This window comes from Sphingobacterium phlebotomi (assembly GCF_008180195.1).
GTDB lineage: Bacteria > Bacteroidota > Bacteroidia > Sphingobacteriales > Sphingobacteriaceae > Sphingobacterium > Sphingobacterium phlebotomi.
In genome coordinates, this window is record NZ_VTAV01000012.1 from 72,759 (window position 1) to 90,165 (window position 17,407).

The following is a 17,407-nucleotide window of genomic DNA, read 5'->3' on the forward strand; positions in this document are numbered from 1 at the left end:
TTACCTCTCGGTTTCATATAACCAAACCCTTAATAGGGATAACAACTGATCTTTATCGACCGGTTTGGAAATATAATCCGATGCTCCCGCTTTAATACACTTTTCTCGATCGCCTGTCATCGCTTTAGCTGTCACAGCAATGATCGGCAGCTTAGCATAGTCGTGCATATTCCTAATTTGCCTAGTCGTTTCGTAGCCGTCCATTTCAGGCATCATCATGTCCATTAGGACAACCGATGTCTCCGGATGTTTTTCCAATTGTTGCAACGCTTCTTTTCCGTCGATTGCCGAAATTACTTTCATTTGATAGTGCTCCAACGTTTTGGTTAGCGAAAAAATATTTCGCACATCGTCGTCCGCTATCAATACCGTTTTGCCATTTAATACCTCATTAAGAGATCCTAGCTTGCTGGTTTTTCTTTTATCGGGTTCCAAATTGCTCTCCTCTACTAAATGAAGAAATAATCCTACTTCATCTAAAATACGTTGGAAAGAATGTGCCGTTTTTATAACAATCGAATGCGCATACTGTTTTATTTTCGACTCTTCCGCTTGCGATAAATTTTTCCCTGTAAAAATAATGATAGGCAAGTTTTCCAATCCTTCTTTTTGCTTGATGGCTTCTAAGGTTTCATATCCTGTGTCATCGGGCACACCCATATCCAAAATTACACAGTTAACATTATCGGACATTAATGCTTGAATACTATCTTCAATATTGTTTTTAATTTCCGATACGATGTTAAAATTGCTCAGAAAAAAAGATAATGCCGTCGCATGTTTGGGGTTTTCTTCGACAATCAGCACTTTTTTCGGATTCCGGGTAAGTGCATCTTCTATTTTACGGAACATTTGCGCAATCTGCTCGATAGCAATTGGTTTATTTATAAAGTCTATAGCTCCTTTGGATAGACTTTCCCGCTTCACTTCTAACGACGACATAATGTGTACCGGAATATGTCTCGTTTTGGGATTGCTCTTGATTTCGTCCATCACTTGCCATCCATCTTTCATAGGCAACTGTATATCTAACAAAATTGCCAAAGGTTGATATTTTTCAGCCGCCTCTGTTGCCCAATCACCTCGTACAATGATGATACCTTTATATCCATTTTGGTGCGCATATTTAAGCAACGCTTTTGCAAAAGGGGTATCATCTTCGACGATAAGAATAACTTTATCCCCCGGTTTAACATCATGGCGGTCGTCATTAACTTCTTCAGGAATATTCGAGGTAGTTAACGAAGATGCCGTATCCGAAACCAAAGCAGTCATCTCTTCCACCTCATGCGTAATACTTTCTACAAGGGCATCGGGTGCCGCTAATAGCGGTTCGGATACTTTCCTAATGGGGATCGTCAGACAGAATGTGCTACCTTCTCCCAAGGTGCTGCTCACCGTAATTTCACCTCCCAATAATCGAGTAATTTCCCTACTGATGGAAAGCCCCAATCCGGTTCCCCCAAACTTACGCCTTGTAGAGCCATCCGCTTGCTGGAAAGCTTCAAATATAATCTTTTGATTTTCAGCACTAATTCCGATTCCAGTATCTTTCACAATAAATTGTATATAATCCGGAAGATCCTGTTGTTGAGATATCGATAACAACACATCGCCTTTCGACGTAAACTTAATAGCGTTCGAAAGTAGATTACGGAGTACCTGCTCAAGCCGTAGTCTATCTGTTTCCAGATAGCTTGGTATTCCTTCATCTATCTCGACCATTAACCCAAGTCCCTTTTCATCCACTATCGGCAAAAACAAATTTAGCAAGTCGTTTCTCAAATCCGTTAATGCCACATGTTCGTACTCAACGTCCATCTTTCCTGCTTCTATTTTCGATAGATCCAAGATTTCGTCAATGAGGTTTAATAAGCTGGAACCTGAACTTTGTATAACCTTGGCAGATTCCACTTGGTCTTCCGTTAAATTCTCATCCACATTTTCGACCATTAATCGAGATAACAACAGAATGGAATTTAGTGGTGTCCGAAGCTCATGTGACATATTGGCGAGAAATTCTGATTTATATTTTGTACTCAGCGCAAGCTCTTCCGCTTTCTTTTGTATCTCTAGATTGCGTTCAGCAATAAGCTGATTCTTTTCCTCCAATAACTTCGAGCGTTCTTCCAACTCCTGGTTGGACTGCATCAGCTCTTCCTGCTGGACACGCAACTCTTCCTCTGAAGCTTGTAACTTCTGCGTCTGGGCTTCCAGCTCCGTATTAAGATTTTCTAGTTCCGCATGCTGCGTTTGTAGTTCTTCTGCCTGTGCTTGCGTTTCTTCCAATAAAGTCTGAACCTGCTTTCTTCCTTTAGCTGCTAGTATTTCTAATGTAATATTACGACAAGCTTCTTGATAAAACGCTATATCCAGTTTCTCAAAAGGAAAAACACTGCCCAATTCTATTACCCCAAAACACTGCCCTTTCACCATCAGAGGCAACCAAAGAAGATGGTTTATTTTGATCTGGCCAGAAGAGAAACTAACGACAAAGTCCGTTTCATCCACGTTTTCCAGGACTTTAATTCGTTTATCTTCAAACACCTGTCCTACGATTCCTTCTCCCGGAAGATATTCTTTTTTCATATGCTCTTCTAAACCGTAGGAGCCCGATAGCACTAGCAATCCTTTGTCCCATATATAGAAAGCACCATTTAAGCACTCCGTATAAGATATCAACAGTTCCAATGCGTCATTGGCAACTATTTCTTCCGTCTTATTACCTGCCAAAATATCGTTTATTTTAGCCAATCCTGTTTGTCTCCATTCGTTATCATTTAGCTTTCCAAACGATTCCTCCAACGCAGCAGCCATACCGTTGAGAGAAGAGGCAATATAGCCCAGCGTATCCTTTTCAGCCTCCTCAATTCTAACAGAATAGTCTCCATCAGCGACCTGTTGCGCCAAACTTTGTACAATATTCAAACGGCGTGTCGTATCCGCATCTTTTTCACGAAGTAGTTCTTGCATCTTCTCCCGTCTTCCGAACTCGTTTCGAATTTGCAAATAGAATAAGATCGTAATAATAAGGGAAGCGAAAGCTGCAAAAATGATGAAAAATGAAGTTAATCCTGAATTTCGTTGCATGCTAACCGTTTGGACATCGAGCTTATTAGATTCTTCAGTCACAAAACGATCTATAATATTCCGGCAGCTGTCCATATAGAGTTTACCGCGTTCCAATTGCTCAACTGTAGCCGTGCTTCCCTCTTTTTTTAAATTAACAAGGTCGTTTAAAAGATCCAGTCTCGTCATTATCAAAGTCTCTATGCTGTCTATGCGCCGCGATTGTTCCGGTATATCCTTCGTTAATTCCCGGGTTGCGGATAAAGATGACGGAAGAGAAGTCTGGCTTTCGTAATAAGGCTCTAAAAATTTCGTTTCGCCTGTTAGAAGATACCCTCGCTGCCCCGTTTCGACATTCTGCAAATCAATCAAAATTTGATTAACCGAGTCGATTGTCCGCTGTGTTTTGATAACTTTACTGCGGTTATTCATCTGCGTTTTGATACTGATGTAGGAAGCAGATGAGCTCAACAACAACACAAATAACGAAAATCCAAATCCGACTTGTAATTTCCGAATGAGTTTCTTGGACATATTGATTTAATTAAATGGTATAGTAAAATAAAAGGTGGTTCCCTGGTCTGAAGAACTTTCTATACCGTATGTTCCATCATGTTGTTTAATAATTTCCGCACAAATATATAAGCCAATGCCCAATCCTTGAAATTTCACAGATGACTCTTCCACACGGTAGAATTTCGTAAAGATATTATTTTTTTTGTGTTCCGGAATACCAATACCAAAATCTTGAACGGCAATATAGAGCTGATCCCTATCAGTAGTGGTATGTATAACAATCTTATCGCTATCAGGGGAGTATTTGATAGCATTCGTTAGAAAGTTGATAAGTACTTGTTCGATACGAAAAGCATCACCATTCACCTCTTGTGTAATCGTTTCTCCCTTTCGTTCGATTTTAAACTGCACATGGCTATGCGTATAATAAATAGTTTCCATAGCACTTTCAATTAGCTTCTCCATATCAAACCGCTTTTTATTCACCTTTAGCTTTCCATTCTCAATTTTGGAAATATCTAACAGATCAGCGATAAGACTGTCCAATTTATTAACTTGATTTTGTGCACGGTTGATATAGGTTGCAAATTTACTCTCTTTCTGCACATCTGGCATACGTTCTAATAACTGGATATAAGCTTTAATACTCGTCAGCGGAGTTTTGAGCTCATGGCTCGCGATACTTAAAAATTCGTCTTTTTTTCGCTCCTCCTCCTTCTGGTCATGTATGTCTGTAAATGTCCCCACCCAACTTCGTATACCTATTTTATCTTTTACCGGAATAATCCGCAAGAGATGGAAGCAGAAATGACCCGATTTCAGTTCTTTGATACGCACTTCAAGTGCCAGTGGTTGGCTATGCTCAACACAGTGTTGCCATACTTTTTTGATGCAAGTATCATCTGGATGAACTTCGGGAAATGTCTCCGGACATCGAGAATATTTGTACCATCTTTTGTTAACAAAAGTAATTCGTCCTCGTCCATCAGCCGTGAAGGCAATTTGAGGCAAGCTTTCAAGCGTAGTATGAAGATGCTCTACCTTATCTTTCAATTCCTGCTGTGCCTTCTTTCTGGTTTCTATCTCTGATTCCAATATTTTTTGAGTCTCGTTGAGTGCTAAGGTTTGCTCATATAACCGATAGAACGTTTTCACTTTCAACATTAAAATATCGGGATCCACCGGCTTGGTAATATAGTCTATCCCACCGGAAGCGTAACCTTTGGCTATAAACTTTTTATCTGTATTGACGGCAGACAAAAATATAATGGGTACTTCTTTGGTTTTGCTGTAGCCGGACAATGTTTCCGCTACTTCGAAACCATCGATGCCGGGCATTTGCACATCCAAAATAACTAGCGCATAGTCATTTTTTAAGACTTTTTTAAGCGCCTCTTCGCCCGAAAGCGCGGAATCAACCTCAAACCCCTTAGACTTTAAGAGCTTTTCTAATGAATATATATTTTCTATCTGGTCGTCAACGATTAAAATCATGGATTCTTTTTGAAATAAGAATGAGGAATCTATAGCACGTTCCTCAAAATAAAATAGGCAAAAATAACAGCAGCTAAAATTTTAATAGCGTATTCACCAAATAGGATTTTCCGCCATTTCAATAAACGTTCATCTGGATCTTTCACACACCGATAACTAAACCCAACGGTAAGATAGGGAATAAAAAACATCAGCAAAGCATTATGATGGAATGCTTTTCGAAAATCTGCATGTAATATCGCATGAACCGCGCGTTGGGAACCACATCCGGGGCAATCCAATCCCGTCAACGCCTTGAAAGGACATTGTGGGAACCAACTATGTACAGCAGGATCATAGGTATAATACATGTAGGTTGCTGCTCCGAGTACTGCCACACCAGCTCCTAGAAATACCCAACGATATTTCTTCAATAACATGTTAATATCCTCCAGACATCATTGCGCCGAACATCGCAAAGCCAAAGATAATGAAATAAAGTACCCATAGACCAATACAAACGCCAACATTGATCCACATCCATTTTTTTGCATTTGCAGAATCCAATTCAGCTCCCAATACATCACCTGCGTAGAATTTCTTTTCCACGCGTGAAGCATAGATAATCGATGGAATTCCTAACGGCCAACAACAAAAAATTGTCGTAAGAATCGTTTCCAGCAAATAAGTCTTAGGTGGTTGCCCCATATGCTGATTGTAAGGTGAAGGCGGTGTATTCGGAAATTGAGGTGGAGTCTGTTGTGATCCTGTGAAATAAGGCTGTGCACCTGTGGACAGGATATCGCTTAACTCCGGGACACTTCTAGCAAGCACCCAATTTGGCATACCTTCTGCCCATACATACGTATCGCCAGTAATGTTTTTTGTTTTCAGTTCCTCTATCGAAAAGGGCCCAAATGTATTTGTCCCATCGGTATAATGATATTTTTGCATCTGATATGAATATGTTGGACTAAATATAAAAAAGAAAAAAGGCTTCAGAAAATATCTGAAGCCTTTTTGTTTCAATTATAGGATAGAAAGATCCCTATCTTACATCATGCCTGGCATACCGCCGCCCATTGGAGGAGCGCCAGCACCAGCTGCTCCGCCTTCTTCCGGCTCGTCAGCTAACACGCATTCTGTAGTTAATAGCATGGATGCAACAGAAGCCGCATTTTCCAACGCAACGCGGGAAACTTTAGTTGGGTCGATAACACCGGCACCAATTAAGTTTTCGTATACATCTGTACGCGCATTGTAACCAAAGTCAGCCGTCCCCTCTTTTACTTTTTGAACAACTACTGCACCTTCGATACCTGCGTTGTTACAGATTTGGCGAAGGGGCTCTTCGATAGCACGTCTGATGATATCGATACCGATTGTTTCATCTTCGTTAGCACCTTTAAGGTCAGTCAACGCTTCTGTAGCTCGGATAAAAGCAACACCACCACCAGCAACGATACCTTCTTCTACTGCTGCACGGGTAGCGTGCAATGCATCGTCCACACGGTCTTTTTTCTCTTTCATCTCTACTTCTGTAGTTGCTCCGACATAAAGTACCGCTACACCACCAGACAACTTCGCTAAACGCTCTTGCAATTTCTCACGATCATAATCTGACGTTGTCGTTTCGATTTGCGAACGGATTTGTGCAACACGAGCTTTGATATCGTCTGCATTTCCAGAACCATTGATTACGGTTGTATTATCTTTGTCAATAACGACCTTTTCAGCTTGACCTAAGTAAGAAAGCTCCGCATTCTCTAATTTGTAGCCTCTTTCTTCAGAGATAACTGTACCGCCTGTCAAGATAGCGATATCTTCCAACATCGCTTTCCGACGGTCGCCAAAACCTGGTGCTTTAACCGCCGCCACTTTCAGCGAGCCACGGATTTTGTTCACGACCAATGTTGCCAATGCTTCACCATCTAGATCTTCCGCAATAATCAACAATGGTTTACCTGTTTGTACTTGTTTCTCCAAGATAGGCAACAATTCTTTCATGTTGCTGATTTTCTTGTCGTAGATTAAGATATAAGGAGTTTCTAACTCTGCTTCCATTTTATCAGAGTTAGTCACAAAGTATGGTGACAAATAACCACGGTCGAACTGCATACCTTCTACTGTTTTCACTTCAGTCTCCGTACCTTTTGCTTCTTCTACTGTGATAACGCCATCATTGCCGACTTTCTCCATAGCCTCCGCAATTAAAGAACCGATTATTTCGTCATTATTTGCAGAAATTGTAGCAACCTGCTTAATTTTATTATTATCAGCTCCAACTTCTTTTGATTGTGATTGCAAATTGGCTACAACGGCTGCAACAGCTTTATCGATACCACGTTTTAAGTCCATTGGGTTAGCACCTGCTGCAACGGATTTCAAACCTGGAGCAACGATAGCTTGAGCAAGTACTGTAGCTGTTGTTGTACCATCACCGGCTTGATCAGCAGTTTTAGACGCAACCTCTTTCACCATCTGTGCGCCCATGTTTTCCAACGCGTCTTTCAATTCGATTTCTTTGGCTACGGTTACACCATCTTTTGTGATTGCAGGAGAACCAAATTTCTTCTCGATAATGACGTTCCGTCCCTTTGGACCTAATGTTACTTTTACTGCGTTCGCCAACGTGTCTACACCTTTTTTCAATGCATCACGTGCTTCTACATTATATCTTACTTGTTTTGCCATTTTTTTAAATTAGTATGATTTTACCCTTGACTTATAAAACCGCGTAAATGTCAGATTCACGCATAATTAAATACTCCTTACCTTCGTAAGTAATTTCCGTACCGGCATATTTGCCATATAAAACTTTATCGCCCACTTTAACAGTTAGCGGTTCTTCTGGTTTACCCGCTCCTACCGCAACAATAGTACCTTGAGAAGGTTTCTCTTTTGCTGTGTCTGGAATATAGATTCCTGATGCTGTTTTTTCTTCTGCGGGAGCTGCCTCTACGACAACTCTGTCTCCGATAGGTTTAATACTTAATGCCATAGTTATCTCGTTTAATTTTTATTTGATGTTTAATTTTAAACTCTTCTCTCCTTTCCTATCACCAACTATGCCAAATGAAAAAATAGAGAAATTGTTGCCATTTTTTCTCTTCTCCGTGTCATCCTGTCATATTAAATGAGACAGTATTGCAAAAAAAGACCTCGCAGATAATCTGCGAGGTCCTTCCAATACCTAATAAACATACGTCTTAATCCGCGCTATCAACAGGGGCTGTCGGTGCAGGTGTTTCTGTCACAGGCGTTGTTTGCTGTTGTGTAGGATTCGGGTTAAGGTTCAGTGGCGAAGTTTGTGCCGGAGCATCAATTTGATCACCCAATCCCCCTGCTCTTCCCCCAGTTGATGGTCCTAAAATGTTCATTGCTAAACAGAGTACCATCAATCCAATTGCCAAGCCCCACGTTCCCTTTTCTAAGAAATCACCTGTACGTTGAACGCCCATCAAATTAGAGCTCCCTGCGAATCCTGATGCCAAGCCCCCTCCTTTGGGGTTTTGAATCAACACAATAAATCCTAATAAAGCACTTGCTAATATGATCAGGACAATTAAAAATGTTTGCATTATTTTATTTCGTTAATATAGTTTTTCTTCCAATTCCTTAATTCGGGTCGCAAAATACGATTTTTTTTCTGGAAATCTCAAAATTAATTTTTTATAGACTTCTATCGCCTTAACGTACATAGCTTGATCCGCGTATATACTGGCTAGTGTTTCCGTCACTAAATCAAATTGTTCCTCCGAACTCTTTCTGGCTTTGTTTTCCACATTTATATTCTCCGGTTGCGGAGGTTGTATCTGCGGTTCTTCCCGAATAAAACGCTCTATTACCTCTGTCACCTTATTTGGTTTATTGGAGGCTATCTCGCGCTGCTTCACTTCTTCACTGAGCTTATCTTCTGGATTCTGCAAATGAATGATGTGCTCCCGTATTTGCTGGTCTAAAATAACTTTGTCGAGTACTGCCGGATCAAATGAAGATTTATTTGCTGTCGGAAGCTGTGGGCTTGCAAATGGTTGATAGGTATCCGCGTGTTCCAACCGGGTTTTATGCAACCACCACCGGAAGCTATACGGCATTAATTCATCATTATACAGGCTAATATCCTCTTCTTTTTTTTCTTTATCAACTTGTTCTTCCTCTCCAAAACCTCGTTCTTCAGTCTGCTCAAATTGTATGTCTTTGACATGAACGGCAAAATAATCTCCCCCTCCTACCCCTTCTTGCACCAACGTTTCTAAGACATCTTTGCCTTCCTCCTCTTTTACGATAATTTGTTCATCATCTTGCTGCTCACCCAACCGGGTGTTCTTTTCTTCCTTTAAACTTTCTTCCACAGGAGGCATTTCCAACTCTTCCGAAGATGCTGCAATATCTTCAAAAGGTACATAATCATCATCTTCCACTTCTATTATGGGCACTTCTCCCACCGGCAACTGGACATACTCTGCCAACCAATTGGCATTGCTTGCCAATAGAACCGCTCGGTTTTCTAAATGCTTCGGTGGCTCGTCCTGTAGAAATTTACGTCTTTCAAAAGCAAAGTGCAAGGGTTGTGAATAGGGAAACTGAGCAAGCAATTGCTCAAAATCAGTCAAGGCAATATCCTTTGGATTGAGCAAAGCTTGGTGATATAAATGTGTAAATGACGCTCCTTGATTTCCCATACTATTTTACCAGTTAGCAAATGCTCTATTGTAAATATCTTCCGTCAGTAAATTGATTATTTCTCGTGTCAGGTTTTCTTCCTGATTTTGTATCAAGCCTGAAAACTCTCTAAACTGTGAAAAGGATTGTTCAAAATTGCTGTCTCCAGTTTCATCTAAACGATTCGTATATTTCACTTTGACGGTAATCGTCAAACGATTTAAAGCGGCACGGTCTGTATTCGCTTCTACGGCTGCGGGAGCAATATCATAGCCCGTAATAACACCTTCAAACATAGCATCTGCTTCCCCGTTGACTTGGCTCAATCTAGACTGGTTTCGAATACGTTCCTTTAATCCTTCCGTAAAATTCTGACCAAGCGTTTGGTAAACCATCGGTGCAATATTTTCGAAATAGGCCACATGCACCGTTTTCATATTTTCTGGAATCGAACCTCCCGTAAAACCGTATTTTACACCACAGCCATTCAATAAGAGGCATACCACAATTGCTAACAAAGGAAATAATACATTCCGCGTTTTCATAGCATTCATCAATCTAAATTTAAATCTTTGATTTTTCTATACAATGTACGTTCGGAAATTCCCAATTCACGAGCCGCCGCCTTACGCTTACCTTTATGTTTCTTCAACGCCTTTTTTATCAAATCTGATTCTTTCTCTACTAAAGAAAGCGACTCCTCTACCTCCTCGGCTTCTTGATCGTCATATGACATATAGTCATTGCTTTTAGAACCCTGATTAGGATTATGGATGGTTAAGGTGGGAGGGGCAGAAGGCATCACTTCATCATATAATTGATCGATATACGGTGAATTTTGCTCATAAGTACCTGGATTTACGCCTTCTTTCAGAAGCTCTACCACCAATTTTTTCAGATCTACCATATCCTTTTTCATGTCAAAAAGGACTTTATATAGTAAATCTCGCTCTGAAAAATCTTCTTTTCCCGCATCTTTCACAAAGACGGGCAACGACGATACAGGTTGTTCTATAGGCAAGTATTTAGACAATATCGCAGCATTCACAACACGTTCCTTTTCTAACACCGCGATTTGTTCGGCAATATTCTTTAACTGCCGCACATTTCCGGGCCAGCTATAATTCATCAGCGTTTCCTGTGCATCCGGCGTCAATTGCACTCCCGGAGATCTATATTTATCTGAAAAATCAACAATGAATTTTCTAAACAGTAGATTGATGTCTTCTTTACGTTCCCGCAAAGAAGGAATCCGTAACGGAACGGTATTCAGACGATAATATAGATCTTCTCTAAACTTACCCTTTTTCACCGCTTCATACACATCGACATTCGTTGCGGCAACTACCCGTACATTTGTTTTTTGTACTTTCGATGACCCGACACGAATGTATTCGCCCGTCTCCAGTACCCGTAACAACCTAGCTTGTGTCCCCAAAGGGAGTTCCCCTACTTCGTCCAAAAAAATAGTTCCGCCATCTACGACTTCAAAATATCCTTTTCGTGCCTCGTGCGCGCCTGTAAATGACCCTTTTTCGTGACCAAACAATTCAGAGTCTATCGTTCCTTCGGGAATCGCACCACAGTTTACAGCGATAAAAGGTCCGTGTTTTCTCGCACTTAATTGGTGGATAATATGCGAAAAAACCTCTTTACCCGATCCGCTCTCACCTTGTATCAACACAGATATATCCGTTGGTGCCACCTGCCAAGCGACATCAATGGCACGATTTAGCAATGGTGAATTACCAATGATTCCAAATCTATTTTTAATATCTTGAATATCCATTTTTTCTTCGCGTTCCTTACTCTACAATCCTTCCAATTAAAGTTGCTGATGTACAACGCTCAGCTAACACATGGACATATTGCCCTGGTTTGAAGCGCTCATCAACAGGAAAAACAACCATCGTATTTTGGTCGTTCCGTCCACAATAATCTTGGTCCGAACGTTTTGAAAACCCTTCGATAAGTACTTTTTGCACTTCGCCTACAAAATTTTGTAAACGATATAGACTATGTTCCTGTTGTTTATTAACCACTTCTGTTAAACGTCTTTTCTTCACTTCTTCCGGCACGTCATCATCATAACGTTTTGCAGCCAATGTGCCTGGTCGCTCCGAATACGCAAACATATAAGCAAAATCGTATTTTACGTACTCCATCATAGAAAGCGTTTCCTGATGTTCATCTTCTGTTTCGGTACAGAATCCCGTAATCACATCGGTCGATATTCCACATGTCGGAATAATACGGCGGATCGCATTAACCCTGTCCATATACCATTCCCGGTCATATGTACGGTTCATCAATTCCAATACCCGTGAGCTTCCTGACTGTACTGGCAAGTGTATGTATTTACAAATATTTTCGTAACGCGCCATCGTATGTAAAACCTCATCTGTAATATCCTTCGGATGTGACGTAGAGAAACGTACACGAAGCTCGGGGCTTACTTCTGCCACCATAGCCAAGAGTTGGGCAAAGTTTACTGTCGGTTCCGGTGTTTCGCCTTCTGTTACTGTTTTCTTATATTTATAAGAATCGACATTCTGCCCCAACAAAGTAACTTCCCGATACCCTGCGTTAAACAGATGCTGTGCTTCTTTCACAACAGAATAACAATCACGACTTCTTTCGCGCCCTCGCGTAAAAGGAACTACACAAAATGAACACATATTGTCGCACCCGCGCATAATAGAGATAAACGCAGAAATACCGTTAGAATTCAAGCGTACCGGACTAATATCTGCATAAGTCTCCTCTCTGGAAAGCAATACATTAACCGCCTTGCTTCCGTCATCAACCTTCTCAATTAAGTTTGGCAAATCACGATAGGCGTCCGGTCCTACTACGACATCAACCAATTTCTCCTCTTCGAGAAATTTTGATTTCAATCGCTCGGCCATACAACCTAAAACACCTACCACCATACCCGGGTTCTTTGCTTTGGCGGATTCAAATTCTTTCAATCTATTCCGTACACGCTGTTCTGCATTTTCTCGAATGGAGCAGGTATTAATAAACACAACATCAGCTTCCTTGTAATCTTTGGTTGTTTCAAAACCATTATCTAATAGAATGGAAGCAACAATCTCGCTATCAGAAAAATTCATCTGACAGCCATAGCTTTCGATATACAGTTTTCTTCCTGTAGATTTCCCTGTGGGGAGCATATCTAAAGCCTCACCTTGACGAGACTCATCGTGTGTTTTTGCCGTGTGTTGTAATTCTATCATAACATCAACTAAAAGACTACAAAGTTACGAATAAAAACTTAGAATGATGACAGTTTGGCAGAGCTTATAAAAAAAAGCGCTGTCCAGATAGAACAGCGCTTTTCATTATATATACACAAAAGTCCTACAGCTTAATTCCCAGCTTCAGCATGTGCTTCTTTCACCATCTGGTCACCGGCAACAATCACGATCTCCACGCGACGGTTGTTTGCTCGTCCGGCATCGGTATCATTTGAATCAATAGGTTCCGAAAAGTTTTTACCCTCGGTCTTAATCCGCGAGCCACTTAATCCCTGAGAAACGGCGTAGGCTTTAACAGATGCTGCTCTGGCATCCGAAACTTTCTGGTTGGCGGCCAGTGTCCCAATGTTATCCGTATGCCCAAGCACCAAAATATCCGTACCTGGTTCTTTATTCAACGTTTCTACCAGTTTAGCGATGTTCGTTTTAGCCGCAGATTTCAGTGTTGAGCTGTTGAAGTCGAATAAAATACCTTCGTCAAATTTTACAATAATACCTTCGTCGGCTTTGATAACTTCTGCTCCAGCTACGGTATTCTCTATTTCCTTCGCCTGTCTATCCATCTTTTTACCGATCAAACCGCCTGCTACACCACCAATAGCTGCGCCTGCGATGGCTCCTACGGCTGTATTACCAGCTTTTCCTCCAATCAATGCTCCTAAACCAGCCCCTGCAGCCGTTCCGATAGCAGCACCTTTAGTTGTGCTACTGGCATTTTGAATAGTACCACAACTGGCAAACAACATTGCTGACGTAGCTACTGATAAGCCATATACAGCTATTTTTCTATTGAGTTTCATAATTAATTATTTTCTATGTTCACTTTATTACTTACTTTTAAACAAAGTAAATGCCAAAATAGGTAATCTCGACATAATCTAAATGAAAAAACCAAAAGAATTACCGTTCTTGTGGAGGAATTTCGAGTTTTGGTAACCGTTCGGAACGAGGACGTCCATTTTTATCCCAGGAGTCGAACGACCGCTTCACATAATGCATAAAATCGTATTGCCCCCAATTTTTCACCATACTATACGAAGGACGATACATATCCATAAACGACTGGAGTTCATCACCCTCCAAATCAATCACTGAGCTCACTGTCGTTTTGTTAAAAACTCGATCTACCTGACTCTCCTCCAATTCTCTATCCATCAAGCTTGCAAACCGCTTAGCATTTTTTGCGTCACGCCCAAACAAGTTATACAGAGCCGTTGCAGGGCTTCCTAAATAGGTACCGAGGGTATTCTTACCGCCATTGTATACCCCTTTCTTTCGATAGTCATCCAGCATATCCCGCATCTCCGCTTCCTTGCTCATTCTACTCACTACAACGGTCTCGAGGGTTAAGCCGGCCTGCATCTCCATAAGGATGTCTTCGGTTGTTTGCAAAATCGTCTTTACCGGCCCATAGCCTGTTTTTGTCAAATAAAGACTATCCCCAACAGATGCTTCAATAATAAATACACCGAATGTATTTGTTTGCACGCGTTTTTTGGTACGCAGGTTGGTTACATTTACATCAGAAAGACGCACACTTCCACCTTTCTCCACTACAATGCCCGAAACACCACTAGCTTGCTGTGCGTGTGCGCCCGGTACTCCTATGAGTAAAAGCACGACACAACTCACGAGCGCGCCGATATATTTGCTATTTATATACATTCATATAAATTTAGTAAATGTTTAGACTAACCAATGTTAAAAAGTTTTAAATCTAACTAAAAGTTAGTTATACGGATAGAAAACAAAGTTCGCTCCCTCTGGCACAATAACAAAGAGACACATATATTCATTGGTATTTTTAAAATGTTTCGTAAAATAGTCTTTTCGGTCTTCTTTGATAAGACCACGGTCGACAAATTCCTCCAGCGAGCTTACATTAATAGTCCATTGTGTGTTCAATTCATCTTTATTTAACAACAGCTCTCCGATACTGACTTCATGCTGATGCGCTATAAAAATAGGGTATAACGTGTATCCTTCTGCGATCATTTCCGTAGCTATTTCCTTTATGGAATCACTGTAAAAATCCAAATCAACTTTCAAGCTTTTGAGGGGACTGCTTGCGGTTGGATCTTCGGCAGATCCCATTCTTCCCATTAAATCTTCAATGTCCATATTTTTGTTGTTATCAACTCTCCGTTTTTAATTTCAACAACACCACATTTTCTACGTGTTGTGTGTGTGGAAACATGTCCACCGGCTTAATACGTTCTACGTGGTATTTTTCCTGCAATAAAGCCAAATCACGCGCCTGAGTTGCCGCATTGCAACTTACATACACTACTTTTTCCGCTTCCATTTCCAAAATACGGTTCACCACATCTGCGTGCATTCCGGCGCGTGGCGGATCGGTAATCACGACATCCGGTTGCCCATGTTCACGCACAAAATCCGCCGTCAGCACATCTTTCATATCGCCTGCATAGAACTTCGTATTGCCAATTCCATTTATTTGCGAATTGATCTTCGCATCTTCAATAGCGGAGGGCACATATTCGACACCCACAACTTCCTTCGCCATCCGGGCCACAAAATTGGCAATCGTTCCCGCTCCGGTGTACAAATCATATACCAATTCATTTCCTTGTAAGCCAGCAAAGTCGCGTGTTATCTTATACAGCTCATACGCTTGTGCAGAATTAGTTTGATAAAAAGACTTTGGCCCAACCTTAAACTTCAATCCTTCCATTTCTTCGTAAATATAATCACGGCCGCTAAATGTATGGATATCTTGATCAAAGATGGTATCGTTACGCTTCTGGTTGATGATGTATAGCAGGGAGGTAAGTGTAGGAAACTGCTCGTCGATATAGTTCATCAATGAGTCGACTTGCCCTTCTTCCGGATAGGCAAAAACGATAATCACCATCACTTCTCCCGTCGAAGATGTACGAATTATCAGATTACGCAAAGCCCCCTCATGTGCGCGCAAGTCATAAAAAGAGATTCCTTGTGCTATGGCAAAAGAGCGTACCGCATTTCGAATTGCGTTGGATGGATCTTGTTGCAGAAAGCAATGATCTATATCTAAAATCTTGTCAAACCTTCCCGGCACGTGAAACCCCAATGCATTTAAATCATCTGGCTTTACTTCCTCGTCTACCGACGTCAACCACCGTTTATTGGAAAACGTAAATTCCAGTTTATTTCTATAATATTCCGTTTCAGCCGATGCAAGAATAGGTTCCATTGGAGAAATATCCACTTTGCCCAAGCGTTTTAATGCGTTCTCAACATATTGCTGCTTGAACAACAATTGCGCAGGATATTGCATATGTTGCCACTTGCATCCTCCGCATACACCGAAATGTGGACAAAACGGATCTATACGGTATTTCGAGGTTTCCTTTAATGCCACTAAACGTCCTTCCGCAAAATTTTTCTTCTTGCGAAGCAACTCTACATCGGCGACGTCACCAGGCACAGCCTGCTCAATGAACAGCACTAATTCGTCGTGCTTGGCAACTCCTTTGCCTTCTTCGGCTATGTCAATAATGTGAACATCGGATATCAACCGCTTGTCCTGTGGAATTCGTCTACCCATAATGGGTGCAAAAGTAAGGATTTTCCATTGTATTCTTTTTCTCCGCGAAAAAGAATCAAAAAGCTCGTCGCTTCAAATCTTTGAGGATAGAGACAATTCTAAGAATGAGTTTCTACATGCCTCAAAAATTTGGATGCGACATTTCGTGTTATGGGGGATAGTACAAATGTAGACATCTTACGCACGTGGAACGTGGGCTAAAACGGCCTCGCATTGTTCCGCAGCCAGCTTTATGTAGGCTATTCTTTTGCTTCTTTTCCATCGATGGGAAAAGAAGAAGAAAAACTACGACTCCAGCAAGGTCGCCTGCACGAGGTAAGGAAGAATTTCCTTTTGAAAAGAGATAAAGTTCTTACGTACATCGGCATCTGTTACCGCGGTAAAAGCAAATGAAAAGACAATATTTTTACTGGATTTGATAAGAAAGGTTAATCTTTCTTCGGGTACAGTTAACGCAATGGTTTCATTTTGTATAAATGAGCTAAGTAGTAGAAATTCCAAGTCATCGGAAAGTGTTTTCAGGTACTCCTGCGCATTGGCCGATTCCCGAATAAACTCCCACCCGACAAACTCATTGCACACGGTGTATGTCACACGGCTTACACGAAGAATAGTATTCGCCAAAAAAGTAGAAAGATCTTTCTCCCGGATATTTTTATTTAGGATATCCTCGACGTTTTCCCGGATATAATCCATCAGTACCGCATGCAGAATGAGCTCTTTACTGGCAAAATGTTTATAAAATGTCGCTTTTGCTATGCGTGCTTGTTTCGCCAGTTCATTGACACTGGTTTTGTTATATCCATAGCGCCTAAAAAGTTCGCGGGCGGATTTCTTAATTGACAATATGACTTGGTCAGACTCCATATACGAT

General features: G+C 41.1%; 16 protein-coding genes. All 16 read right to left on the reverse strand.

Going from position 1 to position 17,407, the window contains the following annotated elements:
• Complete coding sequence (locus tag FXV77_RS15645; protein ID WP_148920175.1) at positions 1 to 3,603, reverse strand: response regulator; 3,603 nt, start codon at positions 3,601 to 3,603, stop codon at positions 1 to 3.
• Positions 3,604 to 3,609: 6 nt separating this feature from the next.
• Positions 3,610 to 5,079 (reverse strand): hybrid sensor histidine kinase/response regulator, encoded by a 1,470-nt coding sequence (locus FXV77_RS15650; RefSeq protein WP_148920176.1) that lies wholly within the window; start codon positions 5,077 to 5,079, stop codon positions 3,610 to 3,612.
• Positions 5,080 to 5,108: 29 nt separating this feature from the next.
• Positions 5,109 to 5,498: a DUF2752 domain-containing protein gene (locus FXV77_RS15655; protein ID WP_148920177.1), complete on the reverse strand. Its 390-nt coding sequence runs from the start codon at positions 5,496 to 5,498 to the stop codon at positions 5,109 to 5,111.
• A gap of 1 nt (position 5,499) precedes the next feature.
• Positions 5,500 to 6,012 (reverse strand): CD225/dispanin family protein, encoded by a 513-nt coding sequence (locus FXV77_RS15660; RefSeq protein WP_148920178.1) that lies wholly within the window; start codon positions 6,010 to 6,012, stop codon positions 5,500 to 5,502.
• A gap of 99 nt (positions 6,013 to 6,111) precedes the next feature.
• Complete coding sequence (gene groL / locus FXV77_RS15665) at positions 6,112 to 7,752, reverse strand: chaperonin GroEL (RefSeq protein ID WP_148920179.1); 1,641 nt, start codon at positions 7,750 to 7,752, stop codon at positions 6,112 to 6,114.
• A gap of 31 nt (positions 7,753 to 7,783) precedes the next feature.
• On the reverse strand, positions 7,784 to 8,059 hold the full coding sequence (locus tag FXV77_RS15670; protein ID WP_148910403.1) for a co-chaperone GroES: 276 nt from the start codon (positions 8,057 to 8,059) through the stop codon (positions 7,784 to 7,786).
• A gap of 208 nt (positions 8,060 to 8,267) precedes the next feature.
• Complete coding sequence (gene secG, locus FXV77_RS15675) at positions 8,268 to 8,639, reverse strand: preprotein translocase subunit SecG (RefSeq protein ID WP_148920180.1); 372 nt, start codon at positions 8,637 to 8,639, stop codon at positions 8,268 to 8,270.
• A 12-nt stretch (positions 8,640 to 8,651) separates the two neighbouring features.
• A complete protein-coding gene (locus FXV77_RS15680) occupies positions 8,652 to 9,743 on the reverse strand; it encodes a hypothetical protein (RefSeq protein ID WP_148920181.1) in 1,092 nt (363 codons plus the stop codon).
• Between the two features lie 6 nt (positions 9,744 to 9,749).
• Positions 9,750 to 10,277 carry an LptE family protein gene (locus FXV77_RS15685; protein ID WP_148920182.1) on the reverse strand — a complete coding sequence of 176 codons (528 nt, stop codon included), beginning with the start codon at positions 10,275 to 10,277 and terminating at the stop codon, positions 9,750 to 9,752.
• Positions 10,277 to 11,512, reverse strand: a complete 1,236-nt coding sequence (locus FXV77_RS15690; RefSeq protein WP_148920183.1) for a sigma-54 interaction domain-containing protein — start codon at positions 11,510 to 11,512, stop codon at positions 10,277 to 10,279. The genes FXV77_RS15685 and FXV77_RS15690 overlap by 1 nt, the downstream gene beginning before the upstream one ends.
• Before the next feature lie 16 nt (positions 11,513 to 11,528).
• On the reverse strand, positions 11,529 to 12,962 hold the full coding sequence (miaB, locus tag FXV77_RS15695) for a tRNA (N6-isopentenyl adenosine(37)-C2)-methylthiotransferase MiaB (RefSeq protein WP_148920184.1): 1,434 nt from the start codon (positions 12,960 to 12,962) through the stop codon (positions 11,529 to 11,531).
• A 131-nt stretch (positions 12,963 to 13,093) separates the two neighbouring features.
• Entirely contained in the window at positions 13,094 to 13,783 is a 690-nt protein-coding gene (locus FXV77_RS15700) for an OmpA family protein (protein WP_148920185.1), read from the reverse strand.
• Positions 13,784 to 13,883: 100 nt separating this feature from the next.
• A complete protein-coding gene (locus tag FXV77_RS15705; protein ID WP_148920186.1) occupies positions 13,884 to 14,648 on the reverse strand; it encodes a hypothetical protein in 765 nt (254 codons plus the stop codon).
• A gap of 63 nt (positions 14,649 to 14,711) precedes the next feature.
• Complete coding sequence (locus tag FXV77_RS15710) at positions 14,712 to 15,104, reverse strand: hypothetical protein (protein WP_148920187.1); 393 nt, start codon at positions 15,102 to 15,104, stop codon at positions 14,712 to 14,714.
• Between the two features lie 13 nt (positions 15,105 to 15,117).
• Positions 15,118 to 16,533, reverse strand: a complete 1,416-nt coding sequence (rlmD, locus tag FXV77_RS15715; RefSeq protein WP_148920188.1) for a 23S rRNA (uracil(1939)-C(5))-methyltransferase RlmD — start codon at positions 16,531 to 16,533, stop codon at positions 15,118 to 15,120.
• A gap of 285 nt (positions 16,534 to 16,818) precedes the next feature.
• A complete protein-coding gene (locus FXV77_RS15720; protein WP_148920189.1) occupies positions 16,819 to 17,400 on the reverse strand; it encodes a TetR/AcrR family transcriptional regulator in 582 nt (193 codons plus the stop codon).
• Positions 17,401 to 17,407: the final 7 nt, after the last annotated feature.